Origin of the sequence: Bradyrhizobium sp. Ce-3, from assembly GCF_022835695.1 — a bacterium.
Classification (GTDB): domain Bacteria; phylum Pseudomonadota; class Alphaproteobacteria; order Rhizobiales; family Xanthobacteraceae; genus Bradyrhizobium.
This window is the reverse complement of the sequence record NZ_BQUV01000003.1, coordinates 320,606-345,361: the sequence shown is the minus strand read 5'-3', so window position 1 is coordinate 345,361 and position 24,756 is coordinate 320,606. Positions and strand designations below refer to the sequence as shown.

Sequence of the window (24,756 nt, the reverse complement as noted above, 5' to 3'; positions counted from 1 at the left end):
TTATGCTCTCGTCGCAGCCAAGAATTCAGCCGAAGGCAACCGGAAGCTCACCTTTCCGGAAGAAGATAGGAGCTCGTCGTCATAGTCGCCCATCTCGGGATCGCCGGTCGACGAGAAGGCGACGACGGCGAGCTTGCTCAGCGCCGGCTTCTCCGCCGCTTGCCGATTTGCAGACGATCGGAGAGTCAGGCTTCAGATGTCCGCCCTTGCCGGCGTTGAACGCCTGCACGATGTAGGTCGTTTCGCGGGCCATGAAGGCTCCCTGGGCTGTTGACAATAGCGCCGTCGACGCCACCGGTTACGATTGCGCTCAGCGCTTCATGGCATCCATGAGCGCCGAAATCTTCATCGTCGCGAAATTGGAAAAGGTGTCCGATACCGCATATGGCAGGATGATATGGTCGTTGTGCCGCATCGCGCCACACGTATAGACGACGTTTGGAACGTATCCCTCGCGCTCGGACGCTTCAGGCCGCAACAGCGGCTCGCGCGAACGCCCCAGCACCTTGGAGGGATCGCGCTTGTCAAGCAGCGCCGCGCCGATCGAGTATTTGCGGACAGGGCCGACGCCGTGCGTCAGCAGCAGCCAACCTTCATCGAGTTCGATTGGCGACCCGCAATTGCCGATCTGGACGAACTCCCATGGAAATTGCGGCTTCAGAATGGCTTGGCCGCCGTCCCATGCATGGAGGTCGTCAGAATAGATCAGATACAGGTTCTCATTGTCCTGCCGCGCGATCATGGCGAACTTGCCGCCGATCTTGCGCGGGAACAGTGCCATGCCCTTGTTCCGCGCAGCGGCCCCCCGCAAGGGCATAAGTCGAAACGATAGGAAATCACTGGTCTCGATCAATTCGGACCGGATGGCCCGTCCGCTGTATGCGGTAAAGGTCGCGTAGTAGGTCTTCCGATCACCGTCGCTGAACTCGACAAAGCGCGCGTCCTCAATGCCGTTCGATTGGGATTCCGTGACAGGAAAGATAACGCGCTCGGTGAGGTCTTCTTTGGGATTGAAGGCCAACTCGACGAGTTCGCCGTCCGGCCCGGATGCGCGATGGCAAATCCTCGGATTTGACGCGAGCCGAGCCGTCGGATCAACGGTCAGACCGCCGTCAGCCGCAATGGTCCCGGTTCGAAACGTCAGCGACGATACATGCCCTTCGCCGGTGGCTCGAAGACTGAGGACAAAGCGCACGCCGCCCTTCGGCGCCCCCGATTGATCGGGGTGCGCCACGATGCTGGGGTTGAACAAGGCAGAGGCTTCGAACGAATACTCGTTGAGGAAGTAGGCGCCGACCAGCTGGCGCTGCGTCTTCGAGAAGACGCCATGCGTTGCGAAAGCGTCCTCCATTTCGTCCGCGCGGGCCTCGAACCTCTCCAACAGGTTGCGATGGCGACCCTTGAAATTTTCCAGGACGTCTGCGAGCTGAGCGGCAACGGTCTCCTGATCGAGTGCGAGAACTCGCTCGACGATATGATTTGCGCGCATCTTGTCGGTCGGGTTGAGATCGCGCGGTTCCGTCGCCGGCTTGAATGGCCGCACGATGACCCGTGCGGGGTCTGGACGTAGATAAAGCGCCTGCCGATTCAGGAAGGTAGCGTGTGACACGGTGGCCTCGTCTCGCTGGATGAAAGGTAAAATTCAAGCGCCCACAGCGCGTAAGCCCGTGGGCTTGGCCAGGTTGGTGTTGAGGCGCGCAAGCTGACGAATTTCCGCAAGACCAAGGAGATAGCAGACGACCGATTCGCCTCCGCGGTTTTCGTTGGCGCGATCGGGATGCAATCCATCGCGACAGCTCCCGGTGTGCGGATCGACCAGTGCCACGGACAGATCATTGCTGCCGAGAAACCAGCCGAAAGCGCGCATTGCCATGGCTTTCCACTCGGCATCGCCGTCCGCGCGCCACGCCGTCAGACAGGCAGCGATCGTGGCCGTTGCTTCGACGGGTTGCTGATCGAAGGCGCGGGGATGCTGCCGCTGTTCGCCGAAACTGGCGGTGCCCACCGGCCGGAAATGACCTGCCATCGTCGTCTGCTGCATCATCAGCCAGCGCAGCGACCGCAATCCAGCATCAATGTATTGAGGCGTTTGTGTCGTCATCCCTGTCAGAGTCAGGGCTTGCGGCAATCGCGCGTTGTCGTAGGCGAGCCCTTCCTCGAACCACACCCAGTCCGGCGTCTCTACCGACGCCAGACAGGACATCAACCTGTCCGCAAGAGCATGCCGGACCTCTCTCGCGTGGAGGTCATCCGGAGCAACGGTGCAATAGGCGTCCAGACCCAGCAGCATGAACGCCCACGCGCGGGGCGAACCAAAGCTCTCCGCCGTCGGCAAAGCCTGGGCGAACAGATCCGTGGCCCACCTGCGCCGCGACGGGCTTGCGTCTCCGCGTGCCGCCTCGCCCAATGCCCATAGCGTCCGCCCGTGACTGTCTTCGGAGCCTCTGTCCTCGAGCCAGGCTCGATTGAAGCCCATGAAGTTGCGAAAGCGCATGGTGTCGGGATTCCACGCATGCTGCACGAAAGCCGCAAACCGGGTCGTCAGGATTTCCGGCAGCGGCTGTTCGTCGGGATGATTGAGGGCACAAGACAATAGCAACGCCCGTGCATTGTCATCGACACAATAGCCGTGCGAGCGATCGGGCACCGAGTGCACGGCGTGCTGGAACAGACCAATATCATCGCACATCGTCATGAAATGGCCGATTTGCATGTCAGGCGCAGCAGAGCCGAGCAGTTCCTGCGAGCCGGTGTCGGAACGCGCTAGGACCTTGAGCCGCTGACTTTGCCGCGCGGTCGTGAAGGCATACATGTAACGCTCGGCCGTCCGTTCCCACGTCATCGTCCGGCTCATAGCGTAAGCGCGTCGACACATCGCCTGCCGGCGCGCGTCGTCGGTGAGCAGTTTGGCGATCTCGCCGCCGATCGCCGCCGCGTCGCCGAATGGCACCAGAACTCCGCATCCATCGGTAAGCAGCTCGCGTGCGTGCCAGTAAGGCGTCGAGACGACCGGCTTCCCGAGCCCAAAACTGTAAGCCAGGGTTCCAGAGGTCATCTGGGCTTCGTTGAGATAGGGCGTGACATAGACGTCGCACATCGAGATAAATTCGAGCAGCGTGGCCTGATCCACGAACTGGTCGAGGAACACCACGTGGTCTTCGACGCCCAACTCGCGGACCCTTGCCGTCAGACTTTCGCGATAGGCTTCACCCTGGTCTCGAACCAGATTGGGGTGTGTTGCGCCGAGCACGACGTACACCGCATCCGCGCGGTGCTTCAGAATCAAGGGCATGGCATCGATCATGACTTCGATGCCTTTGTTGGGGGACAGTAGGCCGAATGTCAGAATGACCGACTTGCCAGCAAACCCAAGCCTGGCCTTCGCCGCATCGGGTCCGGTGAAAGCGACATCGGGAATGCCGTGGGCAATCACCTCGATCTTGTCGTCCGGCACGAGGTAGACGCTGCGCAATAGCTCCCGGGCCTTGTTGGCCATCACCACCACTTTCGTCGACGCATTGGCGATGCATTCCATGACCGCACGTTGCTTGGCGGTGGGATCGGCCAGCACGGTATGGAACGTCGTCACGACCGGCATGGTCAGGCGCGCCAGCAGAGCGAGAATATGAGCACCGGCTACGCCGCCAAAAATGCCGAATTCGTGCTGCAAGCATACGGTCTCGAACCGGCCAGCGTTCAGGAAGTCCGCTGCGCGCAAGTAGTCTTCGATATGGTCGTCTTTGATCTGGAAAGCGACCGCCGAGGGGTAGTCGTAGGTGTGGCCGCGGTCGGTCATCGCCACGATGCAGGTCTCAAGATCAGGGTGTGACGCCGATATTGCGCTCTGCAGGTCCGTCGTAAAGGTTGCGATACCGCAGCGACGAGGCAGCGAGTTACCGACAAAGGCGATGCGGCGGAGCGACGTCATGTCTGTACCTCGATGATCTTGCCTGATTTCGTAGGACGCGCTGCGGCCGACGCGGCTGGAGATTTGGTCGTTCATCCGGTGCAGTCTTGCAGCAGGGAAGCCATGGGGTCCGGTCCGGATAGGTAACCCTTTGCGCGTTCATGAAACGGGTCGCGCCATCAACGTTCGTTGCCGCTCGGGTCACTCTTGTGCTTGTGCAGAAATCGCGCGATCTGCCCGCGAAGCTCCGCCGTCTCCAGCAACTTGCCGACCGATCCGGCAGAGTCGAATATCTCCCGCTGCAACGTCGTCGGCAGGGCGTTCCATTGCATGATGACGGCTGCGCCAAGACACCGCAGAACGCGCTCTTCTTCGCTTGCGAGGGCTGCGCCGCGAGGTTGGTCCGGCCCTGCGACATGAACCGCGTCGTGGAAATCGTCCGCCAATCCTTGCTCGCGTTCAGCCCTCGAGACGAGACGGTCCTGCAATTCCTGAAGTTTACGGCCTTCGTCCGGATCGGTCGAATCTTTGACCCGCTCCGCGTATTCGGCTGCTTCTGCACGATATTGTTTCGACTTGAACATGTGCTGCCCTTCATGGCTGTCTGCCTCCATCCATTTCCGATGGAACTCAATAGTCGACCAAGACAGACACGGTAGCGTTGCCGCAAAATCCGAGCCGCAGCCCGATGCGGACGCGGTCTGACTGCCGTTCCCTCAGGCTTCGAGCTGATCGAACTCGTCAGGCAGCAGGATCTGGCCTCGTGGCGTGCATAAGCGCACGTCCACATAGCCTTCCTGCAAGAGCTGCCGCGCCTTCTTCACGGCGGCAGCCGCCGTGTCGCAGGTCAGATTGACTTGGCCGGCTCGATTGTTGCCGCCAACCAGGTATTGCAGTGGTGTTGCGCTATGCACGCAGCACGACCGCTGCAAATACCAACAGCACAGGAGACAGCGGGATGATCACCGGCGGCGCGATCGTGTCGGTCAAGCGAAATCGAGACATCCACGCTCTCTTCTCTCGGCGGGAGCATACGCTACCCTCAGTCACCGGTAGAAGCCGCGGGACGGGCGGTGATGAGCAACCCTACGCTCAGGTCTTGGGAATAGCGAGCACTAAAACGTCGCGGAACATCTGCGGAATCGAATCTGCAAAGCATGAAGCAGCTCTGAGAACGAGAGGAGGCAAGTGCGATCGCTCGGAATAAATGGACGAACATGATGATCTGCGTTAGCGTCATGAATTACCGATCCTCGGAATATATTGGTTGATCAGCCCGGCGTCGCAGCGCCGGACTTTTCTTTGCGTATCCCAATCTCTTCGGGTCTCGGCGGCTTATCGTGACGCAGGCATCGCATACTGGCGGCGAACAGTTCGCGCATCAAAATTTTGGGCGACCAGATCGCAGGAGCCTCTGGTGCCCCGCACGTACATCTTGGCAGCGGCGCCACATATCAAGTCACGATTGCAATCGAGCGCGTTCGGAAAGTCCGACTCATCATAGCCGGCGTCTGACTGGATTCGCTTCACGCCTCTGCAGCGACACTCAGCTGCCCGGCAGCATCGACGATTTGAAGACCGAAACTTTAAGTCCGCTTCAATCTAATTCGGCAACCCAAGTGCCGACCGTCATGGTTCGCGGTTCCGTTCTGATCGGTAGGAAAATGGTGCCCAGGGAGGGAAACATACGCAACCACCGACACGAGGAACCGCTGTTTGTCCTTAATATGGTGGCGTGAGTGCCCGGCGTGGTGGCGGAGATCGCTTCATCGCCAGATCCGATATCGCGTTAATCCCTCGCTTGATTGGGATCAGACGCTTGCTCTTTCATAAGCCGATGCAAATGCCCACGACTGATGCCGAGCAGCCCTGCTGCTTGGCGCTTGTTACCGCCGGTTTTCTCCAAGGCGGCTCGAATTTCCGTCGCGGTTTGAGACTGGATGCGCTGCTTCAGAAGTCCGGACCCCTTTTCCACTTCCGGCCTTGATGGAGCATGTGCGGGGAGCACCGATAGTTGACCGGTCACGATGAACCGAGTGAGCACGTTTTCCAGCTCCCGGACATTTCCAGGCCAGCTATATGCGCCCAGGGACGCCAACTCTTTTCGCGATAGGTTCCTCGTTTCGCTGCCCAACCGCTCCCCAATCCGGACGAGCAATTCTCGAGCGAGAAATTCGATGTCGTCCCGCTCACGGAGGGGCGGCACGCTGATCGGCAAGACGCTGAGGCGGTAATAAAGATCCTGCCGAAAGCGGCCGGCTCGGGCCAGTTCGGGAAGCGATTGATTGGTTGCGCAAACAACGCGGGCATTGACCGCAACCGGAGCTGTGCCACCCACCCGCACCATCTCGTTTGTCTGAAGAACCCGTAGCAAGCTGCCCTGCAGGTGCAACGGCATATCCCCAATCTCATCCAAGAACAGCGTGCCGCCGGAGGCCAGCTCGAACTTTCCGAGTTTTCCGCGACTACGCGCACCGGTAAATGCGCCGCCCTCATACCCAAACAACTCGGCTTCGATCAGTTCGCCCGGGATTGAAGCGCAATTGATCCAAACGAAGGGCCCCTCGGATCGGCTCGAATTCCCGTGGATGGCGTGTGCGGCCAGTTCCTTGCCGGAACCGGTTTCACCCGAGATCAACACTGGAAGATCATGTCCGGCGACGAGCTCAAGCGAATTTCGGTACGCGTTCATGAGTTCGCCTTCGCCCACGATGTCGCGCATGCTGAACCGCGAGCGCCATTGCTTGTTGCCTTGCGGCATTGCCAGTTCGGCTTGTGCGACCCGTCGGAAGGTCCGCTTCAGAGCACCGAGATCGGAGAACAGTGCCAGGCCGACCGCACCAATGATGCGGCCATCCTGAAGTACGGGGACCTGTCTCGTAATGAGTTGGTGCCCACGCACCTTCAGGGGATAGCCGATATGGCTGCCTTCCCCACGCGCCACAAGGTGAAGTTTGGTTTGCGGACCAACCACCTCGGTAATGTGCCGCCCGATGAAATCGTCTGCTTCGCCTCCCAACAGTCTGCAATAGGGCTGGTTGATCAGGACAATCGCGCCGGACGTATCAACGGCGACGAGACAGTCCGATACGTGGTCGAGCACAAGCTTCAGGAAGCCTGCTTCTTCCGATGATCCGGCAATCCACTGCGAAAGGACCATTGAGGAACCACGTCCGGTGTCGCATCCATGCGACAAATAGTGTCACGTAATTGGTACACTAGCGCTGCGACCACGGAGCGTCAAATCGGGGTTGCAGCTCTCGCCCGCAAGAATTCAGATTGCAGTGTCAAAGCGTTAGCGCGTTCTCACAAAACAAGAAGCCGAGATGGCACGGCGCTTGCGAACTTCCTGCCGGGACAACAGGAGGAGCGGAATGACATCCATCAGAACGATCACGGTCGGGGACACAGTCGTGCAGGTGTCCGGAGAAGGAATGCCGTTGGTGTTCGTGCACGGCTTCACGACGACAGCGGAGTTCTGGCGCGAGCAGGTCGAGCCGTTCTCGGCGCACCATCAGATGGTTCGCATCAATCTGCCCGGTCACGGCCGCTCGCCACGTCCAGAAGACCGGGACTACACGATCGACGCCTTCGTCGAGGACGTGCTTCGGGTCTACCGCGCATTGTCGATCGAGTCGGCGTTTCTCGTCGGTCTTTCGATGGGCGGGACCGTGGCCCAGAATTTCACGCTCGCTCACCCGGCGTGCGTGCGCGCGTTGGTGCTGGTGGGGGCCACGCCGCATGGCTTGGGCGCGGACGTCAATGTCGACAACGTGCACAAAGCCATCGACGAGCTGGGTGTGGTGACGGCGAGCCAGAAGGTGATCGAGCGATCCTTCGGCTCCGCCGCGAGCGCCGAGCTCATCGACTTTGCCAAGACCGAAGTTGCGCAAACGCCCGCCTTCGTCGCGTGCCAGGCGATTGCCTCGCTCAACGCCTCGGACAGCCGCGCGCGGCTCGGGGAGATCAGCGTGCCGACGCTGGTCCTCGTTGGCGAGGAGGACGTCATCACCCCGCCGAGCGAGTCGCGAACGCTGGCGAACAGCATTCCGAACAGCCGGCTTCACGTCATGGCATCGGCCGGTCATTTCCCGATGCTTGAGCAGCCGGACGTATTCAATCGCTTGCTGGGCGAATTTCTGGCGCAGCACGGCATGCTGCCGCCACGCATGGCCGAAGATGTGACGTCTTACGTACACCAAGCCGTTTGATGCGGGAGGATCGGATGTCCGTTCAAGCTATCGAATCAGAAGCCAGCCTCGCGTCCAACCACCTGGATCGCGGCACCAAACGCATCGTCTTCGCGGCCGCCCTCGGCACCGTTTTCGAGTGGTATGATTTCTTTGTCTACGGCTCGTTGGCGGCATTTTTCAGCACGCTGTTCTTTCCAAAAGGAAATGACACGGCGGCATTGCTCGCGGCCTTGGCGACCTTTGGCGCCGGCTTCGTTCTTCGCCCGTTCGGCGCCATCGTCTTCGGACGCCTCGGCGATCTCGTAGGCCGCAAAAAGACATTCCTCGTAACGATGCTGGTGATGGGCCTCGCTACCGCAGCCGTCGGCCTGCTGCCCTCGTTCGAGACTTTCGGCTGGTGGGCTCCGACCATTTTGGTTGGACTGCGCCTTTTGCAAGGGCTCGCCGTCGGCGGCGAATTCGGAGGCGCGGTGACCTACGTTGCCGAGCACTCCGATCCGGACAAGCGCGGCTTCACGACGAGTTGGATCCAGATCACGGCGACGCTTGGGCTGTTTCTCTCGCTGGCGGTCATCATTCTTTGCCGCTCCTCCATGTCGGCGGAGAGCTTTTCGATCTGGGGCTGGCGTGTCCCATTCATCGGGTCGATCGCACTTCTGATCCTCTCCTTGTACATCCGGTTGAAGCTGCACGAGTCACCCGTGTTCCGGCAGATGAAGGCCGAGGGCAAAGGCTCGAAGAATCCAATCGCCGATACATTTGCTGATCGGGGCAATCTGCGTCTGGTGCTCGTGGCGATCTTTGGCGTCGTGGCGGGTCAGGCGGTGATTTGGTACACGGGGCATTTCTACAGCCTCTATTTCATGACCACAGCACTGAAGATGAGCCAGGATCAGGCCAACTTCTACCTTCTGGTCGCGCTCACGCTCGGAACACCGTTCTTCCTGTTGTTCGGCTGGCTCTCCGACAAGGTCGGGCGCAAGTGGATCGTCGTCACGGGATGCGCGCTATCCGCCCTGCTGATCATGCCGCTGTTCCAGGGCCTGGCGACTTACGGCAATCCGGCGCTTGCAGAATTTCGCGCCAGGACTTCGGTGGTCATACATGGAAACGATTGCAGCGAGGATCAGTCCTGGATCGGTCAGCTCTTCCGCCCCCAGGCAATGAAAGAGTGTACGCGCGTGAAGGCATTCCTGACCGCGAATGCCGTTCCCTATGTCGTGAAGGCGAATACCGCATCCCTCGGTGTGCAGGTCAACGACGGTCCGGCGACGGCCTTCGATGAAGCCGGGCTTCTGAAGGAATTGACCGAACGCGGTCTCCCCTCGGCGAAGGCGCCGGCGCAGCCCGACGCACCGAGGGTGATCGCCATCCTGTTTGCTTTGGTCTTCCTGGCGACCATGGTTTACGGGCCGCTTGGGGCGCTCCTCGTCGAACTGTTTCCTGTCCACATCCGCTACAGCGGCGTTTCCGTCGCGCTGCAGTTCGGTAACGGCTGGATCGGCGGTTTTGCCCCGTTCGTCGCAACGGCAGTCGTCATCGCGAGCGGCAACATCTTCGGCGGCCTTTGGTACACCATCGCGTTTGCCGGTTCGACCGCGATCATCGGGGCATTGTTGCTGCCGGAAACCCGCGGCCGCGACATCCGCGGGTAATCCGCACCACTCCTGACCTGCGGCGGCGAATCCCCGCCGTCGCAGGGTCTCGTTGCGACGACGCCGCCCGAGCGGCGCATCCCGAACTTCATCAGACATTCGAGACACACTAAAACAATCCGGCGGCAACAATGGCGACATCGCAGAAAATTCCGATCACTGTCCTGACTGGCTATCTGGGATCCGGCAAGACGACACTGCTCAATCGCTTGCTCGAAAGCGAGATGATGGCCGATGCGGCGGTCATCGTGAACGAGTTCGGAGCCATCAGCATCGATGCCGAACTGGTCGTCGGCGTCGACGAGGAAATTCTTCAAATCAACAACGGCTGCATCTGCTGCACCGTCCGCTCCGACCTTGTTTCAACGATCACCGGCCTGCTCTCCGGACCAAGACCAATCCGCCGCATCCTCATCGAGACCACCGGGCTGGCCGATCCCGCGCCTATCATTCAAAGCTTTATTGTCGACGAGGTCCTGTCTGAGGCCACCACGCTCGATGCGGTCGTGACCGTGGTGGACGCCGTCAACATAGACCGCTGGCTTGCCGATCAGGGCTCTGGCGAGAACGTCGCGGCCGAGCAGATCGCGTTCGCCGACGTCGTGGTGATAAGCAAGCTGGACCTGGTCGATGAAGGCGCACGCGCCAAATGCGAGGCGACCATTCGGACCATCAATCCGATGGTTCGAATGGTCGGGACGGTCGACGGTCGGGTCGACGTCGTCTCCATTGTCGACGTCAAGGCTTTCGATTTGAAGAACTGCCTGGCTATCGAACCGCTGCTGCTCTCCGAGCTTGAGCACGAACACGACCTCTCGGTGATCAGCGTCGAAGTGCGCGAAGAACGCGCTCTGGACGGGCCTCGCTTCTTCCGGTGGCTCAACGGGTTTGTGCAGCAGAATGGCGAGACCCTTCTGCGCTCCAAGGGAATCCTTTCGCTGGCAGGCGAGGCCCGGCGCTGGGTTTTCCATGGCGTCCATATGTCGCTCGAAGGTCGACCGGGCAGGCCCTGGGCCGCGAATGAGCATCGCACCAGCGCGATCGTCTTCATCGGGCGAGGGCTCGATGCAACCCGAATTCGAAACGAGATTGTCGATCTGACCTTGTCAGATACCAGTCTCGACACGCGATCAATCCCGAATGAGGCAGCGCAACAATGAAGCTACAGCACTATCTGGGAGGACTCGAAGGTCTCGATCCGATCCCACTCGATACGCGTGTCTTCGCGGAAGCATGGGAGGAAAGAATCTTCGGCATCCATACGGCGATGATGGCACTGAGCCCGCAGCTCAATCTCGAAACGACGCCCAGCACGTTCAACTCCGAATGGACCTGGGCCGACCTGCGCAAGGGCGCAGAATCGATGCATCCCTTCGACTACTTCAAATTCCGCTACTACGAAAAGTGGCTTGGCGGAATTTCGGCCTATTTCGTCGCGAAGGGTTACATCACGCAGGTAGAACTCGACGCGCGAACCGAAACCTTTTTGATGTCGCCGCCCGTCATGCCAAAAGGCGGAGACGCCGCCGTGGACACGCGCGTGCGGACATATCTGCTGATCGGCGACGATCCGAAACGGGAACGCTCAACGCAACCTCGGTTTGCGATCGGCGACGCCGTTTGCGTCGCCGATCCGAAATCGGTCGACCACACACGCTTGCCCGGACATCTGCGAAACAAGCCGGGCATCATCGATGGCGTTTATCCCGACGCTTACGTCTACCTTTGTGACACGGGACCGGACGGAATCGGCAAAGCAATGCCCGTCTACTCCGTCAAGTTCGACCCGGAGACTCTCTGGCCCGGGAATACCGAACAGAATTTCACCTTCTATGCGGACCTGTTCGAAGCCTATCTCGAACCGGCCATCGCACCCTGAGGAGCCGCACACCATGCAACGTTTCGAGTATCCCAACGACCGGGAGACGGTAAACGCGGCGCGCGTCCGCGCGTTGGAGGCACTGCTCATCGAGAGGGGTGTCATCACCGGCGACACCGTCGACAAGATCATGGCGATCTTCGCGACCGAGATGGGCCCGTTCAACGGTGCCAAGCTCATCGCGAAGGCATGGGTCGATCCCTCCTTCATGAAGCTTGTGGCCGAAGACACCATGGCCGCGGTCGAACAGATGAACTTCGTGACCAAGGGAGCTGGTGCCGAAGGTGAGCATATGCGAGCGGCGATCAACACGCCTGAGGTGCACAACCTCATCATCTGCACCCTCTGTTCTTGCTATCCTTGGCCGATTCTGGGCCTGCCACCCTATTGGTACAAGGATCCTTCGTTCCGCGCGCGGGCTGCGCGCGAACCCCGCAAAGTCCTGAGCGAATTTGGTCTGGACATTGCCCCCGAGAAGGAAATCAGAACGTGGGACAGCAGCGCCCAGATCCGCTGGTTCGTTGTCCCGGAACGACCGGCGGGCACCGACAGTTTCAGCGAAGAGCAACTGGCGGCTCTTGTCACGCCTGAGTCGATGATGGGCGTCGCCATCGTCAAGCCGCCGGGCGCCTGACGCGATGCAAACGAATTTCGAGCATTTCGCCTTGGGAAGCATGCTGGGGGAGCCCGACATGCCACCCAAGGACAATGGAAGCCTTTGCTTCAGCGCGCCCTGGGAGCGTCAGGCCTTCGGCATCGCGCTCGCCTTGTCCAAACAGGGCGTGTTCGAATGGGATGATTTCCGATCGGAAATGATATCAAGCATCGCCGCGTGGGAGGCCACCCATGACAAGACAGACCCAAATTGGGACTACTACGAGATCTGGCTCACCGTACTTGAGCAGATGGTGCAACGATCCGGCTTGGTCGACCAATCGACCCTGGGGTCTTTCTAGGCGCGTCGTTGTCGGATCGATCCAGCCGCGGCCCCAGAGCGCATTCATCCAACGACCTCTGCCGCTGCGGTCGAGTTAGGCGTTCGACCCAAGCCAATGCCGGTAGTTCATGTTAGGCGTCCAAGGCGGCCTGGCTCGATGGACATCTAGCTTGGTTGCGGGGAGGCTGGATTCGAACGTACGTAAACTTAGCGGTCCCCATTGAGGGAAATCCGCAAGCACCGCTCATCTAGCGAACGCGATCGTACAAGGTCGTGCGCCAGCGTGGAAAAGCGTGGTGCCCAGGGGCGGGATCGAACCACCGACACTGCGATTTTCAGTCGCATGCTCTACCAACTGAGCTACCTGGGCATACCCGCGGGGACCGAAAAGGCCGGTGCGAGCGGGCGGTTTATAGAGAGGTCGGGGCGCCGTGTCCACCCGGCTTCGCGAAACGCTTCGCCGGGCGCGGCCCGCTCGGCGTTGTTTCCCCAACTTGTTGGGAAATCTTGGCTATTCCGGGTCTTCCGCGTCGTCCTCGCGGCCGGGAACGACGTAGCGGCCGGTCAGCCAGCGGTTGAGGTCGACGTCGCGGCAGCGCGGCGAGCAGAACGGGCGGAAGGCCTGCTCGGCGGGCTTGCCGCAGATCGAGCAGGCGCGCGGGGTGGCAGAGGGTATGGCCTTGGGCGTTCGGGTTTGGTCGGTCATGGCCGGGAGTTTACATCATCTGTCGCATGGTCCGCCGCGCTCCCTCGCACAGCTGGTTTGCCTGACGAGTCAAGGCGCCGCGTCGGAACCCCGGCGGTCGCCGGCTACTGTGCATGGGGTTGTTTTCGATATTTTGGTGGCGCGCCGCTGGGACGAGCTCTCGCGCCCGGCGATCGACTGCCGTCGCTGCGCGAAAGTGGATAGCTCACACCGCGACGGAGTTGAGCCAGCCGTGACGGACCGGAAAGCCCTCGCCGCCGAGCAGGGTCACGGTTTCGTACAGCGGCAGGCCGACCACATTGGTGTAGGAGCCGACCATCTTGACCACGAAGGATCCGGCGATGCCCTGCACGGCATAGCCGCCGGCTTTGCCGCGCCATTCGCCGGAGCCGATATAGGCCTGGATATCGTCCTCGCTGAGCCGCTTGAAGCGCACGCGGGTCTCGACCAGGCGCTGGCGGAACGCCTCGCGCGGCGTCACCACGCAGATCGCGGTGTAGACGCGGTGGTTGCGGCCCGACAGCAGCCGCAGGCACTGCGCGGCCTCGTCGACCAGATTGGCCTTGGGCAGGATGCGGCGGCCGACCGCGACCACGGTGTCGGCCGAAATGATGAAGGAGCCGCGCAGATCGTCGTCGAGCTGCACCGATTTCAGCGCCGCGTCGGCCTTCGCGCGCGCCAGGCGGTTGGCGCAGGCGCGCGGCAGCTCGGCCCGCCGCGGGGTCTCGTCGACATCGGCCGGGCGCAGCGCATCGGGCTCGATGCCGGCCTGGTTGAGCAGGGCCAGCCGCCGCGGCGAACCGGAAGCAAGAACGAATTTGGGACGGCCTAGCATGCGGGCTTTTGGGCTGAATCGGGGGGACGGACGCGGGCGGAACCTATCGGATGGGGCATCGATGCACAACCTTGGAACTGCCTGCGAATCGCGCTTCCCCTTGCTGACAAGGCCCCATAAGCACAGTCGTTTGTCAGTCTGGCGACAAGGGGCGGTTCTGTGAATCGGAACCCGGCGGCCTCGCCTCGCCGCGCCTCACAGGTTCGCGGCGCCGCCCTTGGCGAAACGGCGGCGGATCCGCAGCAACAGGCCGTCGCAGACCTCGCGATAGGCGGCGAGCTTCTGCTCGCGGTTGCCGCTGGTGCCGGTCGGATCGTGGGTCGGCCAGTATTCGACCTCGGCGGCGAGCGTCCGGGTCAGGTCCAGCGCCTTGTGATGCGCCTCCGGCGACAGCGTGATGATGAGGTCGAAGTTCAACCCCTCCCAATCCTCGAGCTCCTCGAAGGTCTGCGGCTTGTGGCCGGAAATGTCCTGGCCGAACTCGGCCATCACCGCGACCGCGAACGGATCGAGCTCGCCCTTCTTCACCCCGGCGGAACGGACGTAGACGCCTTGCGGGAACATCTGCTGCAGCAGGCTTTCGGCCATCGGCGAGCGCACGGCATTGTGGCCACATGCGAACAGCACGGCCTGCGGGGTGCGCGCGCGCGGCGCTTCCATGCGATCAGGCTTTTTTCGACCGGGGTACGCCCCCGTCGTCTGCAGCGATCGGGATCATGCGCCTCTTATTCTGGCGCATGATCGGATCCGAAAACCGGTGCCCACTTTTCGGGATCATGCGCCTTCACCCTTCCAGTGCAGCACAGTGATCAGCGTGAACAGCCGCCGCGCGGTCTCGAAGTCGACCCGCACCTTGCCCTTGAGCCGCTCCTGCAGCGTGCGCGAGCCCTCGTCATGGATGCCGCGGCGGCCCATGTCGATCGCCTCGATCTTGTCCGGCGTGGCGGTCCGGATCGCCTGGTAGTAGCTGTCGCAGATCATGAAGTAGTCCTTCACGACGCGGCGGAACGGCGTCAGCGACAACAGATGCGCCACGACAGGCGCGCCGTCCTCCTTGCGGATATCGAACATCAGCCGGTTGCCGGTGATCGCGATATGCAGCGTATAGGGCCCGGCCGCGGCGCCCTCGGGCGCGAACAGGTTCTGCTCGACCAGATCGTAGATCGCGATCGCCCGCTCATGCTCGATGTCGGGCCCGGAACGGCCGATCGATTCCTCGTCGAGCGTCACCGCGACGATGCGATTGTTGGAATCCTCGTCGTCTGGTGGCTTGTTCATGAGAGGTTGAGGCGCAATCCGACGGAACGTGAATGGGCATCGAGACCCTCGGCCCGGCCGAGCGTCATCGCGGCGGGCCCGAGCGCACGCAGCTGATCCGGCCCGCACCTCAGGATCGAGGTTCGCTTCATGAAGTCAAGCACCCCGAGGCCCGAGGAGAACCGGGCGGAGCGCGCGGTCGGCAGCACGTGGTTGGAGCCGCCGACATAATCGCCGATCGCCTCCGGGGTATGGGCCCCGAGGAAGATCGCCCCGGCGTTGCGGACCTGTTTCGACAGGCCCTCGGCGTCCGCGGTCATGATCTCGAGATGCTCGGCGGCGATCGCATTGGCGAGCTCGACCGCGTCATCCAGCTTGGCCACCTTGATCACGGCACCAAAATCGTTCCAGGAGGTGCGGGCGATCTCGGCGCGCGGCAAGGTCGCAAGCTGCGCCTCGACCGCGCGCTCGACATCGGCAGCGAGACGGGCACTATCCGTGATCAGGATCGACTGCGCGCTGACGTCATGCTCGGCCTGCGCCAGGAGATCGCCCGCGATCCAGTCCGCATTGCCGGTGTCGTCGGCGATCACAAGCACCTCGGAGGGACCGGCGATCATGTCGATGCCGACCTTGCCGAACACCTGCCGTTTGGCGGCGGCGACATAGGCGTTGCCGGGGCCGACGATTTTTGCCACCGGCGCAATCGTCGCGGTGCCATAGGCCAGCGCGGCCACCGCCTGGGCGCCGCCGACCCGGTAGATTTCCGAGACGCCGCCGAGTTGGGCTGCCGCCAGCACCAGCGGGTTGAGCTTGCCGTCCGGCGCCGGCACCACCATCACCACCCGCGGCACGCCGGCGACCATGGCCGGCACCGCGTTCATCAGCACCGAGGACGGATAGGCCGCGGTGCCGCCGGGCACGTAAAGCCCGACCGCATCGACCGCGCTCCAGCGCCAGCCGAGCTCGACGCCTTCGGCATCGGTGAAGCGCTCGTCCTTCGGCAGCTGGCGGCGATGGAAGGTCTCGATCCGGTCGCGCGCGAATTTCAGCGCGTCGACGGTCTTGGGATCGCACGCCGCGACCGCGGCATCGATCTCGGCCGTGGTGATGCGCAGGCCGGCAGCGTCGAGATCGAGTCGGTCGAACTTTTTGGTCGCCTCGAGCAGCGCCGCGTCGCCGCGGGCGGCCACGTCATCGACGATGGCGCGGGTGGCGCGCTCGACGTCGGCCGAGACCTCGCGCTTGGCCGCCAGGAATTCGCGGAAACGCTGGTCGAAATCGGCGCTCTGTCGGTCCAGGCGAACGGGCATGACGGCTTTCTTAGGAGCAATTCGGGTCCCTGCTCAATGGCGCGGCGGATAATGGCCGTCAACCCTTGCCAGACACGCAATTTCACCGTCGTCCCGGCGAAGGCCGGGACCCATAACCACAAATAGTAATTGTGGTGGAACGCTGGGGCCCCATCTCACTCCAGCAACGGGCTTCAGGGGTGATCGGTCCCGGCCTTCGCCGGGACGATGGACATATTTACCCCGCCGCCACCCCGAGGTCGTCTTCCCCGAGATCGGTCAATTCGCACTCCAGGCACTCGACATCGAGCCGCAGCGCCGCCCCCTCGCCGAACATCAGCAGCGCGCTGCCGCCCGGCGGGTCGGAGGCGTGGAATTCGATCCCGAGCAGTTCCAGGGTGGCCGTGGGGGCCTCGAGGTCGATATTGCGCGACTTGCATGCCAGCACCCGGTCGAACCGGAGCGCGGCGATCAGCCGGCGCGAGCAGGTGCCGCCGGACAGGGTCTGCTCCCAATCCAGCCGGTTCAGGCCGACCACAAGGCGTTTCTCGTCCTGGCGCCAGACGATGTCGGCGGGTTGGACCTGGGCATCCTGGACATGGGCGGAGATCACCGCGAGGTCATCGGCATCGAGGGCGATCAGTTTCAGCGGCGCGGGTGGGGACATGACGGTGGTTATAACGCCTTCGGCCGCCGGAGGTACCACGCTCCGTAACGAAATCCGGCGCGGGGGAACCGGCTCTGCCGGCCCGTCACAGGCGGTTGATGTCCTCGCTCTCCAGCACCGGCCGAGGGTAGCCGTCCCGGGCCACCTTGAGCATGGCGCGGCCGAGCTGCTCCGATGTCGTCATGTAACCCGGGGCCACCCGCACCAGGAACGACAGCAGCGGCGCGGTCGCGAGATAGATCGCCTGCACCCAGGGCGTCTTGGAGCGCACGCCGTGCAGCGGCTGGATGCCGGCGGGCCGGAACATGTAGGCGGCCTTGAACGGCAGCTTGAGCAGGTCGTTCTCGGTCTTGCCCTTCACCCGCGCCCACATCAGCGCGCCCTGCTCGGTGGAATCGGTGCTGCGCCCGCTGACATAGGTGAACACCATGCCGGGATTGAGCCGTGCAAGTGTGGTCGCCGCGGCCAGCGTGATGTCGTAGGTGAGATGACGGTAGCGCGCCTCGTCCATGCCGATCGAGGAGACGCCGAGGCAGAAGAAACAGGCGTCGTAGCCGGCAAGCTGCGGCTCGATCGCGCTGTAGTCGGTGAAATTGTCGCAGGTCAACTCGACGAGCTTGGGGTCGCGCTGCCCGGTCGGGCTGCGCCCCACCGCGAGCACGCGCTCGACGGCGGGATCGAGCAGGCATTCGCGCAGCACGCCCTGCCCGACCATGCCGGTCGCGCCGAACAGGATGACCTTCATGCGATGTGCTCCTTGTCGCCCCGGCTCGCTCGAGTCGCGATTGTCGCGTCCTCGAGCGGATAGGTTAGCGCATCAGCCCTTGGTGAGGTGAGCACGTTGATTGGGCTCCCTCCCCCCTTGCGGGGGAGGGAACCCTTCCGCTGGTGGCTTCCTCACTTGAGCATCAGTGAAGCTGCCCAAGGTTGAGACGCGACGCAGAACGCAGCCCGCGCCTCACCCCCTGATGAACGCCAACAGATCCTTGTTGATCGTCTCGGCTTCCGTGGTCGGCATGCCGTGCGGAAAGCCCTTGTAGGTCTTCAGCGTGCCGTTCTTCAGAAGCTTGGTCGAGAGCGGGGCGGAATCGGCGTAGGGCACGATCTGGTCGTCGTCGCCATGCATCACCAGCACCGGCACGGTGATCTTCTTCAGGTCCTCGGTGAAGTCGGTCTGCGAGAACGCGACAATGCCATCGTAATGCGCTTTCGCGCCGCCCATCATGCCCTGCCGCCACCAGTTCTGGATCACGGCTTCCGACGGTTTCGCGCCCGGCCGGTTGTAGCCGTAGAACGGCCCGGCCGGCAGATCGCGGTAGAATTGCGAGCGGTTGGCCGCGAGCTGCGCCTGCAGCCCGTCGAACACCGACTTCGGCAGGCCGCCGGGGTTTGCCGCCGTCTGCACCATCAGGGGCGGCACCGCGCTGAGGATCGCAGCCTTCGCCACCCGGCTCTCGCCGTGGCGGGCAATATAGTGCACGACTTCGCCGCCGCCGGTGGAATGACCGACATGGACGGCATTCTTCAGGTCGAGATGCGCGGTGACAGCCGCGAGGTCGTCGGCGTAGTGGTCCATGTCATGGCCGTCGGCGACCTGGGCCGAGCGGCCGTGGCCGCGGCGATCGTGGGCGACGACGCGAAAGCCATGCCCGACGAAGAACAGCATCTGCGCGTCCCAGTCGTCCGACGACAGCGGCCAGCCATGGCTGAACACGATCGGCTGGCCCGAACCCCAATCCTTGAAAAAGATTTCGACGCCGTCTTTGGTGGTGATGGTGGGCATTTGCTTGCTCCTCTTGTTGCGGATGCGTCATTCCGGGGCACGCGCAGCGTGAACCCGGAATCCATTTATCCAGAGAATGTGTGGCCCGATGGATTCCGGGCTCGCGCTGCGCGCGCCCTCAGATGCGCAATTGCGCATCGGGGAATGACAAATAGGATCAGGCGAAATTGACCGGCCTGAACCGCCGCCAGGCGCCGATGATCATCACGGCGAAGAACACCAGCACGATGCCCTGCACCGCCGCGAACACCGGTCCGGACGGCGGGTTCGGCGGCACCGCCGGCGCCAGCGCCTGCAGCGCCGGCACTTTCAGGAAGCTCTGGATGATCAGCACGAAGACGTTGAGATAGAGCGAGACCATCGCGGTCACGACATAGATCGGACGCCAGGCGCCCCTGAGCTGCATTGCATACAGCGCGATGCAGGCGATCGCGAGCAGCACCAGCGAGAGGCCGCCGATGATCTGCGACGGCAGCAGCTTCTCGGTCACCAGCGGCGGGATCACGAAGCCGGTGGCGCTGGTCAGGATCGTGAACAGGAGGAAGATCAAGGTCGGCCCCGGCATCGCGCGCGAGCCGAGCAGCCCGAACATCACGATCACACCGGCGACGATTGCGATCAGGCTGATAATGACGTGCACAAGCACCAACGTCGACATGTGGTTCGCTCCCCGCTGAGGACCCACACCACGTTACGATGCGCGATCAGAAATTGCTACAATGTTCGATGGCAGGACGACCGGCATCTCATCAGAATTTGCCGGTGCTAAATTTTGATCAACCGTCATCCCTCAGATGGCGCGACGCGTGCGCCTGATGAGACATCAATAGTAGCGCGGGATCGGTCCGTTGTGCGGCGTCTTGCGCTTCGACAGGTCGAACAGCACCTCGTCGACATAGCACCAGCCCCAGCCCTCCGGCGGATCGTAGCCCTCGATCACGGGATGGCCGGTGGCGTGGAAATGCGCGGTGGCGTGCCGGTTCGGCGAGTCGTCGCAGCAGCCGACATGGCCGCAGGTCCGGCAGATCCGCAAATGCAGCCAGCGGCTGCCGCTCTTCAGGCATTCCTCACAGCCGAGCGCGCTCGGCGTGACGTCCTGGATGCCGGCGATGTGGGTGCAGCCTTTGGTCATTTTCGGTCCCTTTACCTGCCGCGCCTATCTGATCCGTCATGCTGAGGTGCGAGCCCTTGCGAGCCTCGAAGGATGCACGGCCGCACTGTGGCCGATCCATCCTTCGAGACGCCGCTTCGCGGCTCCCCAGGATGACGGCTAATCATGAGCATTCGCTGCTCGATGGTCATCACAGCGACGAACCACCCGCATCGGCGAGATAGCCGTGCAGCGCGGCGACGACCTGCGCGCCCTCGCCGATCGCGCCGCCGACGCGCTTGACCGATCCGGAGCGGACATCGCCGACCGCGAATACGCCGGGCACCGTGGTCTCGAGCAGCGGCACGGCGCGCGCGCCCTCGCCGTTCTGCATGCCGGTCATCACGAAGCCGCCGCGGTCGACCTGCACGCCGCAGCCCTCCAGCCAGCCGGTCGCCGGATCGGCGCCGACGAACAAAAAGAGATTGCGGATATCCATGGTGAACTCGTCGGGCGCGAGCCGGCTGCGCCAGCGCACCCGCTCCAGCGTCTCGGCGCCGTCGAGCCCGACCACCTCGGTGTTGAACATCAATTCGATGTTCGGCGTCGCCTCGATGCGCTCGATCAGATAGCGCGACATGCTGGCGCCGAGCCCGCCGCCGCGGATCATCATGTTGACCCTGCGGGCATGCGCCGACAGGTACACCGCGGCCTGGCCTGCGGAGTTGCCGCCGCCGACCAGCACCACGTCCTGGTCGGTGCAGAGCCGCGCCTCGATCGGCGAGGCCCAGTACCAGACGCCGCGGCCCTCATAGCTCTCGAGATTGTCGATCGCAGGCCTCCGATAGCGCGCGCCGCTCGCCACCACCACCGACTTGGCGCGCAGCGTGTGCCCGCAACCGGTGGCGAGCGCAAACGCGCCCGACGCCTTCGAGCAGTCGAGCGACTTGATCGAGACCGGGATCAGCATCTCGGCGCCAAATTTCTGCGCCTGGTTGAAGGCGCGCCCGGCAAGCGCCTGGCCGGTGATGCCGGTCGGGAAGCCCAGATAGTTCTCGATCCGCATGCTGGCACCGGCCTGGCCGCCGAAGGCGCGGGAATCGAACACCGCGACCGACAGGCCCTCGGAGGCCGCATACACCGCGGTGGAGAGCCCGGCCGGGCCGCTGCCGACCACGGCGACATCGTAGAGCTTGTCCTGCGCATTGTTGCCGATCATGCCGAGCGCCATCGCAAGCGCGATCTCGGACGGATTGCGCAGCACCGTGCCGTTGGGACAGACCACCAGCGGCAGCTCGGCGCGGGTCGGCGAATAGCGCGCGACGAGATCGGCGGCATCCTTGTCGGTCTCGGGATCGATGACGTGATGCGGCTGGCCGTTGCGCGCCAGGAAATTCTGCAGCGGCGCCGTGTTGCCGACCGAGGCCGAGCCGATCAGCACCGGCCCGCCGGCGCCGCCCTGGATCAGGCTGACGCGGCGCAGGATCAGCGCGCGCATGATGCGCTCGCCGAGATCGGCCTCGGCGACCAACAGCGCGCGCAGCCGCTCGGGCGGCAGCAGCAGCGTCTCGACAGCACCGTCGGCATGACCGTCAACCAGCGCCGGGCGGCCGGAGAGCTGGCCGATCTCGGCCAGGAACTGGCCCGGACCCTGGTCGATGATCGGCGTGACATGGCCGAGGCCGTCGCGCTGGGTGATCGACACGTTGCCCGACAGCACCACGAACATGCCGGGACCGGGCGTGCCGGTCTCGAACAGCGCCTCGCCGTCCCGGTACGAACGCGGCTCGCCGAAGCGGCGCATCCGCTCGATCTCATGCGCGGTTAGGGTCGGAAAGGTCTGCTCATGGCGCGGGAAGGCGTAGGCGGTCGCGTTCAACCGATTGATCGTCGTCTCATCGATAGCCATTTTCGGCGACTCGCTTTCTTGGCAACACGTCTTGGCAACACACGTCTTGGCAACACAGGCAAGCCGGCCTAGCGGTCCGGCTCGTTTCCGCCGGCGTCATCTAGCGAGCGATCGGCGAGTTCGGAAGAGGCCACCTCGTCACGACCGCGCGCCTGCGATTTCCGCCGTTTCAGGTTTTCGCGCAGCGCCAGCTTGAGACGATCCTGCCGTGAATCCTTCACGCGGGCCTGCCCACCGCCCTTGTCCTGCTCGCCTGTCATTCTAGAACTCTCGAACCGCCGACGCCCTGCGCGAGGCCGACCTTAGCCAATGGACGGCGCCGGCGCACCCTGCCCGGTCGGCCAGTTGCGTGCTCGGTGGCATGATTCGGTGGTCGCTGGATCGGGACGTTCCAGCGGGATCCGGAACCCAATCGAGCCCAAATCGGCCGAATTGGACAGGATCACCGCGCAGAAGGCCAATTTCTGCGGATTTCACCGGCAGCAAGGGTGCTGTTTCGCTTGCGCGAATGGGAGGCCTGTGGCAAGAACCGCCCGCTTGGACGGGCCCATGCGGCCGATTCAATTTTCCCGGGCATGCTGCCGTAGCTCAGTGGTAGAGCACTCCATTGGTAATGGAGAGGTCGACAGTTCAATCCTGTCTGGCAGCACCAGGATCTCCCTCGACGGTTCAAACACTTGGGATCGCTGTTTCACGCGAGCGGGCTCGCCGCCAGCGGCGCCTGTATCAACCGCGTCGGCGGTCCACGCAACGTGCTTTCAGCTCATTGGGATTGTTCGGCTCGGCGCCCGAGGAACACCCTTGACGGGGCGCAAAGTTTGGAAATTTGATGGCCGGAGGGCGCAAGGAAGTTGAGAGAATCAGATTCTTCGCGTCAGATGGTTCGATTATCACCTTGAGAAATCCGCGTGCACTCCGCCCCCCGCAATATTCTGCTCCTGTGCGCCGCAGCAGCGCTGAAAACCAATACGGTATCGGATCATATTCGGGCGTTTCGCCAATATGGCCAACACAAATACACCATTGTTGATTCGCTGGCCTTCGAGGCCATCGGAGCGGATCTGGACAGCTATGACTGCGTGATCCTTCACTATTCCATCGTGATCTCGATGGAGAACTACATTCCCGCCTCGCTCCGCGAGCGGCTAAGACGGTTCAAAGGGGTCAAGGTCGCGTTCATCCAGGACGAATATCGATTCGTCGATCGTCAAAACGCGGCGTTGGCCGATTTGCAGGTCGGCGTGATTTTCACCGTCACGAACCCCGACGTGACCCGAAAAATCTACCGCGACAAGTATTTCCAAGGCGTGCGGTTCGAGCACACGCTCACCGGATTCGTCCCCGAACACCTGCTGTCGATGAAGGTGCCGAGCTATGCGGAGCGTCCGCGCGACGTTTCGTATCGCGCACGCAAGACGTCGCCTTGGCTCGGATCCTTCGCCGAGGAAAAATGGCGGATAGCCGACAGATTTGCCGCCGATGCAGCGCAGCACAATCTGGTCTGCGACATCGACACCAGCGAAACGTCGCGGGTCTATGGCGGCTCCTGGATTGACTTTGTCGCGAGCTCGAAAGCCGTCCTGGGGACGGAGAGCGGCGTCAGCTTCATCGATTTCACCGGGGACATCCAGATCCAGGTGGAACGCTTCTGCGCAGAAAATCCCGACGTCCCCCACGAGGTGGTGAGACAGAGATTTTTGGGAGATGACGACGGCAAGATCGTTATCCGGGTGGTTTCTCCGCGCATTTTCGAAGCCGCCGCGCTTCGCACCCTTATGGTCCTCTATGAGGGTGACTATTCAGGCGCGGTAAAGCCGTGGGAGCACTACGTCCCGCTCCGCCGCGACCACGGCAACATGGCGGAGGTGGTCTCGATCATACGAGATCCTTCCAAGGCACAAGCCATCATCGATCGCGCGTTTCACGAAGTTGCCCTGTCCCCTGCGTGGACGTTCAGGCAAATGGTCGAGCGATTTGACAGCGTCGTCGACGACGAAGCGCAACGGCTCGGGCTGGCGCGCAGCGCGATTCCCGAGACGCTCGGCCCGCTGGAACTGGCGATCAGCACACACGGACTTCAGTGGGTCGCGCGCGGTCAATATCTCGAAGAACACGTTCTCCCGGCCTACAACGGCCTGGTTGAAGGCCATCAAGAGTTGGGCAAACACTACCAAAGGCTCAACGAATATTATCAAGGGCTGGTCGAAAGCTACCAAAGCCTGGCCAAAGATTACCAAAGGCTGGCTGGAGACCACCAGAGGCTGGTCGGAAACCATCAAAGTCTGGCTCAAGACAACCAAAGTCTGGCCGAACACTACCAAAGGCTCGCGCAGGACCTGAACCTTCCGATCAGGCACCTCGCCTATGCGCGGCTGCGGCAAACCCTCGGCCCGGTGAAGAGGAAACTTATGCTGGCCTTTCAGCAACTGAAGGCCCTCCGCGGCGAAAAAATGCCCTCGTCGGATTCGCTGGATCAATGCACGATCAGCAGGCCCACGCCGCCGATCATCAGCACGATGTAGAACGCGAACACACTGCCGACCCATCTCCAATCGATGTGTCGGTCGTCAGGGCTGAGGCTTTCGATGATGCCGTTCATGATTGTTTCCTTGAGAAGTCGCATGCGCGGCGTATAGACGGCTCCCC

General features: G+C 62.6%; 26 protein-coding genes and 2 tRNA genes. 8 read left to right on the top strand and 20 right to left on the bottom strand.

Annotation, left to right across the window (positions count from 1 at the left end):
* Window positions 1-79: 79 nt before the first annotated feature.
* The 6 genes from BRSPCE3_RS12670 to BRSPCE3_RS12645 all read right to left on the bottom strand — a co-directional run bounded on the left by BRSPCE3_RS12670 (window position 80) and on the right by BRSPCE3_RS12645 (window position 7,067).
* On the bottom strand, window positions 80-253 hold the full coding sequence (locus tag BRSPCE3_RS12670) for a hypothetical protein (protein ID WP_244066143.1): 174 nt from the start codon (window positions 251-253) through the stop codon (window positions 80-82).
* Between the two features lie 57 nt (window positions 254-310).
* Window positions 311-1,609 (bottom strand): glycoside hydrolase family 130 protein, encoded by a 1,299-nt coding sequence (locus BRSPCE3_RS12665; RefSeq protein ID WP_244066142.1) that lies wholly within the window; start codon window positions 1,607-1,609, stop codon window positions 311-313.
* 33 nt (window positions 1,610-1,642) lie between these two features.
* Complete coding sequence (locus BRSPCE3_RS12660; protein ID WP_244066532.1) at window positions 1,643-3,928, bottom strand: glycosyltransferase family 4 protein; 2,286 nt, start codon at window positions 3,926-3,928, stop codon at window positions 1,643-1,645.
* A 158-nt stretch (window positions 3,929-4,086) separates the two neighbouring features.
* On the bottom strand, window positions 4,087-4,491 hold the full coding sequence (locus BRSPCE3_RS12655; RefSeq protein WP_244066141.1) for a hypothetical protein: 405 nt from the start codon (window positions 4,489-4,491) through the stop codon (window positions 4,087-4,089).
* 132 nt (window positions 4,492-4,623) lie between these two features.
* Window positions 4,624-4,821, bottom strand: a complete 198-nt coding sequence (locus BRSPCE3_RS12650) for a hypothetical protein (RefSeq protein ID WP_244066140.1) — start codon at window positions 4,819-4,821, stop codon at window positions 4,624-4,626.
* Between the two features lie 875 nt (window positions 4,822-5,696).
* Window positions 5,697-7,067 (bottom strand): sigma-54-dependent Fis family transcriptional regulator, encoded by a 1,371-nt coding sequence (locus BRSPCE3_RS12645; RefSeq protein WP_244066139.1) that lies wholly within the window; start codon window positions 7,065-7,067, stop codon window positions 5,697-5,699.
* Window positions 7,068-7,281: 214 nt separating this feature from the next.
* On the opposite strand from BRSPCE3_RS12645, the gene BRSPCE3_RS12640 reads away from it, so the two are divergent.
* The 6 genes from BRSPCE3_RS12640 (at window position 7,282) to BRSPCE3_RS12615 (ending at window position 12,590) form a co-directional block, all read left to right on the top strand.
* The gene (locus BRSPCE3_RS12640) at window positions 7,282-8,118 is read left to right on the top strand and encodes an alpha/beta fold hydrolase (RefSeq protein WP_244066138.1); all 837 of its coding nucleotides are present in this window, start codon (window positions 7,282-7,284) and stop codon (window positions 8,116-8,118) included.
* A 14-nt stretch (window positions 8,119-8,132) separates the two neighbouring features.
* Entirely contained in the window at window positions 8,133-9,755 is a 1,623-nt protein-coding gene (locus BRSPCE3_RS12635) for an MFS transporter (RefSeq protein ID WP_244066137.1), read from the top strand.
* Window positions 9,756-9,886: 131 nt separating this feature from the next.
* Entirely contained in the window at window positions 9,887-10,915 is a 1,029-nt protein-coding gene (locus BRSPCE3_RS12630) for a GTP-binding protein (RefSeq protein WP_244066136.1), read from the top strand.
* Entirely contained in the window at window positions 10,912-11,634 is a 723-nt protein-coding gene (gene nthB, locus BRSPCE3_RS12625) for a nitrile hydratase subunit beta (protein ID WP_244066135.1), read from the top strand. Before BRSPCE3_RS12630 ends, nthB begins: the two co-directional genes overlap by 4 nt.
* Window positions 11,635-11,647: 13 nt before the next feature.
* The gene (nthA, locus tag BRSPCE3_RS12620; protein ID WP_244066134.1) at window positions 11,648-12,268 is read left to right on the top strand and encodes a nitrile hydratase subunit alpha; all 621 of its coding nucleotides are present in this window, start codon (window positions 11,648-11,650) and stop codon (window positions 12,266-12,268) included.
* A gap of 4 nt (window positions 12,269-12,272) precedes the next feature.
* Window positions 12,273-12,590, top strand: a complete 318-nt coding sequence (locus BRSPCE3_RS12615) for a nitrile hydratase accessory protein (RefSeq protein ID WP_244066133.1) — start codon at window positions 12,273-12,275, stop codon at window positions 12,588-12,590.
* A 275-nt stretch (window positions 12,591-12,865) separates the two neighbouring features.
* On the opposite strand, the gene BRSPCE3_RS12610 is transcribed toward BRSPCE3_RS12615, so the two are convergent.
* The 13 genes from BRSPCE3_RS12610 to BRSPCE3_RS12550 form a co-directional block, all read right to left on the bottom strand.
* Window positions 12,866-12,941, bottom strand: a tRNA-Phe gene (locus BRSPCE3_RS12610).
* Between the two features lie 141 nt (window positions 12,942-13,082).
* Window positions 13,083-13,277, bottom strand: a complete 195-nt coding sequence (gene yacG, locus BRSPCE3_RS12605) for a DNA gyrase inhibitor YacG (protein WP_244066132.1) — start codon at window positions 13,275-13,277, stop codon at window positions 13,083-13,085.
* A gap of 205 nt (window positions 13,278-13,482) precedes the next feature.
* Window positions 13,483-14,112 carry a Maf-like protein gene (locus tag BRSPCE3_RS12600; RefSeq protein WP_244066131.1) on the bottom strand — a complete coding sequence of 210 codons (630 nt, stop codon included), beginning with the start codon at window positions 14,110-14,112 and terminating at the stop codon, window positions 13,483-13,485.
* Between the two features lie 195 nt (window positions 14,113-14,307).
* Window positions 14,308-14,772 (bottom strand): low molecular weight phosphatase family protein, encoded by a 465-nt coding sequence (locus tag BRSPCE3_RS12595; RefSeq protein ID WP_244066130.1) that lies wholly within the window; start codon window positions 14,770-14,772, stop codon window positions 14,308-14,310.
* 114 nt (window positions 14,773-14,886) lie between these two features.
* Complete coding sequence (locus tag BRSPCE3_RS12590; protein ID WP_244066128.1) at window positions 14,887-15,390, bottom strand: UPF0262 family protein; 504 nt, start codon at window positions 15,388-15,390, stop codon at window positions 14,887-14,889.
* Entirely contained in the window at window positions 15,387-16,682 is a 1,296-nt protein-coding gene (hisD, locus tag BRSPCE3_RS12585; RefSeq protein WP_244066127.1) for a histidinol dehydrogenase, read from the bottom strand. The genes BRSPCE3_RS12590 and hisD overlap by 4 nt, the downstream gene beginning before the upstream one ends.
* A 217-nt stretch (window positions 16,683-16,899) precedes the next feature.
* A complete protein-coding gene (locus BRSPCE3_RS12580) occupies window positions 16,900-17,328 on the bottom strand; it encodes a DUF2948 family protein (RefSeq protein WP_244066126.1) in 429 nt (142 codons plus the stop codon).
* Window positions 17,329-17,413: 85 nt separating this feature from the next.
* Entirely contained in the window at window positions 17,414-18,073 is a 660-nt protein-coding gene (locus BRSPCE3_RS12575) for an epimerase (RefSeq protein WP_244066125.1), read from the bottom strand.
* Between the two features lie 213 nt (window positions 18,074-18,286).
* Window positions 18,287-19,111 carry an alpha/beta fold hydrolase gene (locus tag BRSPCE3_RS12570; RefSeq protein WP_244066124.1) on the bottom strand — a complete coding sequence of 275 codons (825 nt, stop codon included), beginning with the start codon at window positions 19,109-19,111 and terminating at the stop codon, window positions 18,287-18,289.
* Window positions 19,112-19,268: 157 nt separating this feature from the next.
* Window positions 19,269-19,769 carry a hypothetical protein gene (locus tag BRSPCE3_RS12565; RefSeq protein WP_244066123.1) on the bottom strand — a complete coding sequence of 167 codons (501 nt, stop codon included), beginning with the start codon at window positions 19,767-19,769 and terminating at the stop codon, window positions 19,269-19,271.
* 165 nt (window positions 19,770-19,934) lie between these two features.
* A complete protein-coding gene (locus tag BRSPCE3_RS12560; protein WP_057018148.1) occupies window positions 19,935-20,243 on the bottom strand; it encodes a UBP-type zinc finger domain-containing protein in 309 nt (102 codons plus the stop codon).
* Window positions 20,244-20,412: 169 nt separating this feature from the next.
* Window positions 20,413-22,110 (bottom strand): cyclic nucleotide-binding domain-containing thioredoxin-disulfide reductase, encoded by a 1,698-nt coding sequence (locus BRSPCE3_RS12555; protein ID WP_244066122.1) that lies wholly within the window; start codon window positions 22,108-22,110, stop codon window positions 20,413-20,415.
* A 68-nt stretch (window positions 22,111-22,178) separates the two neighbouring features.
* The gene (locus BRSPCE3_RS12550) at window positions 22,179-22,370 is read right to left on the bottom strand and encodes a hypothetical protein (RefSeq protein ID WP_244066121.1); all 192 of its coding nucleotides are present in this window, start codon (window positions 22,368-22,370) and stop codon (window positions 22,179-22,181) included.
* Window positions 22,371-22,687: 317 nt separating this feature from the next.
* Between BRSPCE3_RS12550 and BRSPCE3_RS12545 the strand changes: the two genes are divergently transcribed.
* Both BRSPCE3_RS12545 and BRSPCE3_RS12540 read left to right on the top strand, forming a co-directional pair.
* Window positions 22,688-22,762: transfer RNA gene (locus BRSPCE3_RS12545), tRNA-Thr, on the top strand.
* Between the two features lie 256 nt (window positions 22,763-23,018).
* Complete coding sequence (locus tag BRSPCE3_RS12540) at window positions 23,019-24,632, top strand: hypothetical protein (protein WP_244066120.1); 1,614 nt, start codon at window positions 23,019-23,021, stop codon at window positions 24,630-24,632.
* Here the strand turns inward: BRSPCE3_RS12540 and BRSPCE3_RS36035 are convergent.
* Window positions 24,584-24,709, bottom strand: a complete 126-nt coding sequence (locus BRSPCE3_RS36035) for a hypothetical protein (RefSeq protein ID WP_283843111.1) — start codon at window positions 24,707-24,709, stop codon at window positions 24,584-24,586. The genes BRSPCE3_RS12540 and BRSPCE3_RS36035 overlap by 49 nt on opposite strands.
* Between the last annotated feature and the right edge of the window lie 47 nt (window positions 24,710-24,756).

What these genes read in the sequence shown, in the direction of transcription:
- BRSPCE3_RS12615 (WP_244066133.1), top strand. Translation starts at nt 12,273, where the DNA reads ATGCAAACGAATTTCGAGCATTTCGCCTTGGGAAGCATGCTGGGGGAG.
- BRSPCE3_RS12590 (WP_244066128.1), bottom strand. Translation starts at nt 15,390, where the DNA reads ATGAACAAGCCACCAGACGACGAGGATTCCAACAATCGCATCGTCGCG.
- hisD (WP_244066127.1), bottom strand. Translation starts at nt 16,682, where the DNA reads ATGCCCGTTCGCCTGGACCGACAGAGCGCCGATTTCGACCAGCGTTTC.
- BRSPCE3_RS12560 (WP_057018148.1), bottom strand. Translation starts at nt 20,243, where the DNA reads ATGACCAAAGGCTGCACCCACATCGCCGGCATCCAGGACGTCACGCCG.
- BRSPCE3_RS12565 (WP_244066123.1), bottom strand. Translation starts at nt 19,769, where the DNA reads ATGTCGACGTTGGTGCTTGTGCACGTCATTATCAGCCTGATCGCAATC.
- BRSPCE3_RS12655 (WP_244066141.1), bottom strand. Translation starts at nt 4,491, where the DNA reads ATGTTCAAGTCGAAACAATATCGTGCAGAAGCAGCCGAATACGCGGAG.
- BRSPCE3_RS12550 (WP_244066121.1), bottom strand. Translation starts at nt 22,370, where the DNA reads ATGACAGGCGAGCAGGACAAGGGCGGTGGGCAGGCCCGCGTGAAGGAT.
- yacG (WP_244066132.1), bottom strand. Translation starts at nt 13,277, where the DNA reads ATGACCGACCAAACCCGAACGCCCAAGGCCATACCCTCTGCCACCCCG.
- BRSPCE3_RS12630 (WP_244066136.1), top strand. Translation starts at nt 9,887, where the DNA reads ATGGCGACATCGCAGAAAATTCCGATCACTGTCCTGACTGGCTATCTG.
- BRSPCE3_RS12570 (WP_244066124.1), bottom strand. Translation starts at nt 19,111, where the DNA reads ATGCCCACCATCACCACCAAAGACGGCGTCGAAATCTTTTTCAAGGAT.
- BRSPCE3_RS12670 (WP_244066143.1), bottom strand. Translation starts at nt 253, where the DNA reads ATGGCCCGCGAAACGACCTACATCGTGCAGGCGTTCAACGCCGGCAAG.
- BRSPCE3_RS36035 (WP_283843111.1), bottom strand. Translation starts at nt 24,709, where the DNA reads ATGAACGGCATCATCGAAAGCCTCAGCCCTGACGACCGACACATCGAT.
- BRSPCE3_RS12640 (WP_244066138.1), top strand. Translation starts at nt 7,282, where the DNA reads ATGACATCCATCAGAACGATCACGGTCGGGGACACAGTCGTGCAGGTG.
- BRSPCE3_RS12635 (WP_244066137.1), top strand. Translation starts at nt 8,133, where the DNA reads ATGTCCGTTCAAGCTATCGAATCAGAAGCCAGCCTCGCGTCCAACCAC.
- BRSPCE3_RS12645 (WP_244066139.1), bottom strand. Translation starts at nt 7,067, where the DNA reads ATGGTCCTTTCGCAGTGGATTGCCGGATCATCGGAAGAAGCAGGCTTC.
- BRSPCE3_RS12595 (WP_244066130.1), bottom strand. Translation starts at nt 14,772, where the DNA reads ATGGAAGCGCCGCGCGCGCGCACCCCGCAGGCCGTGCTGTTCGCATGT.
- BRSPCE3_RS12575 (WP_244066125.1), bottom strand. Translation starts at nt 18,073, where the DNA reads ATGAAGGTCATCCTGTTCGGCGCGACCGGCATGGTCGGGCAGGGCGTG.
- BRSPCE3_RS12600 (WP_244066131.1), bottom strand. Translation starts at nt 14,112, where the DNA reads ATGCTAGGCCGTCCCAAATTCGTTCTTGCTTCCGGTTCGCCGCGGCGG.
- BRSPCE3_RS12555 (WP_244066122.1), bottom strand. Translation starts at nt 22,110, where the DNA reads ATGGCTATCGATGAGACGACGATCAATCGGTTGAACGCGACCGCCTAC.
- BRSPCE3_RS12660 (WP_244066532.1), bottom strand. Translation starts at nt 3,928, where the DNA reads ATGACGTCGCTCCGCCGCATCGCCTTTGTCGGTAACTCGCTGCCTCGT.
- nthB (WP_244066135.1), top strand. Translation starts at nt 10,912, where the DNA reads ATGAAGCTACAGCACTATCTGGGAGGACTCGAAGGTCTCGATCCGATC.
- nthA (WP_244066134.1), top strand. Translation starts at nt 11,648, where the DNA reads ATGCAACGTTTCGAGTATCCCAACGACCGGGAGACGGTAAACGCGGCG.
- BRSPCE3_RS12580 (WP_244066126.1), bottom strand. Translation starts at nt 17,328, where the DNA reads ATGTCCCCACCCGCGCCGCTGAAACTGATCGCCCTCGATGCCGATGAC.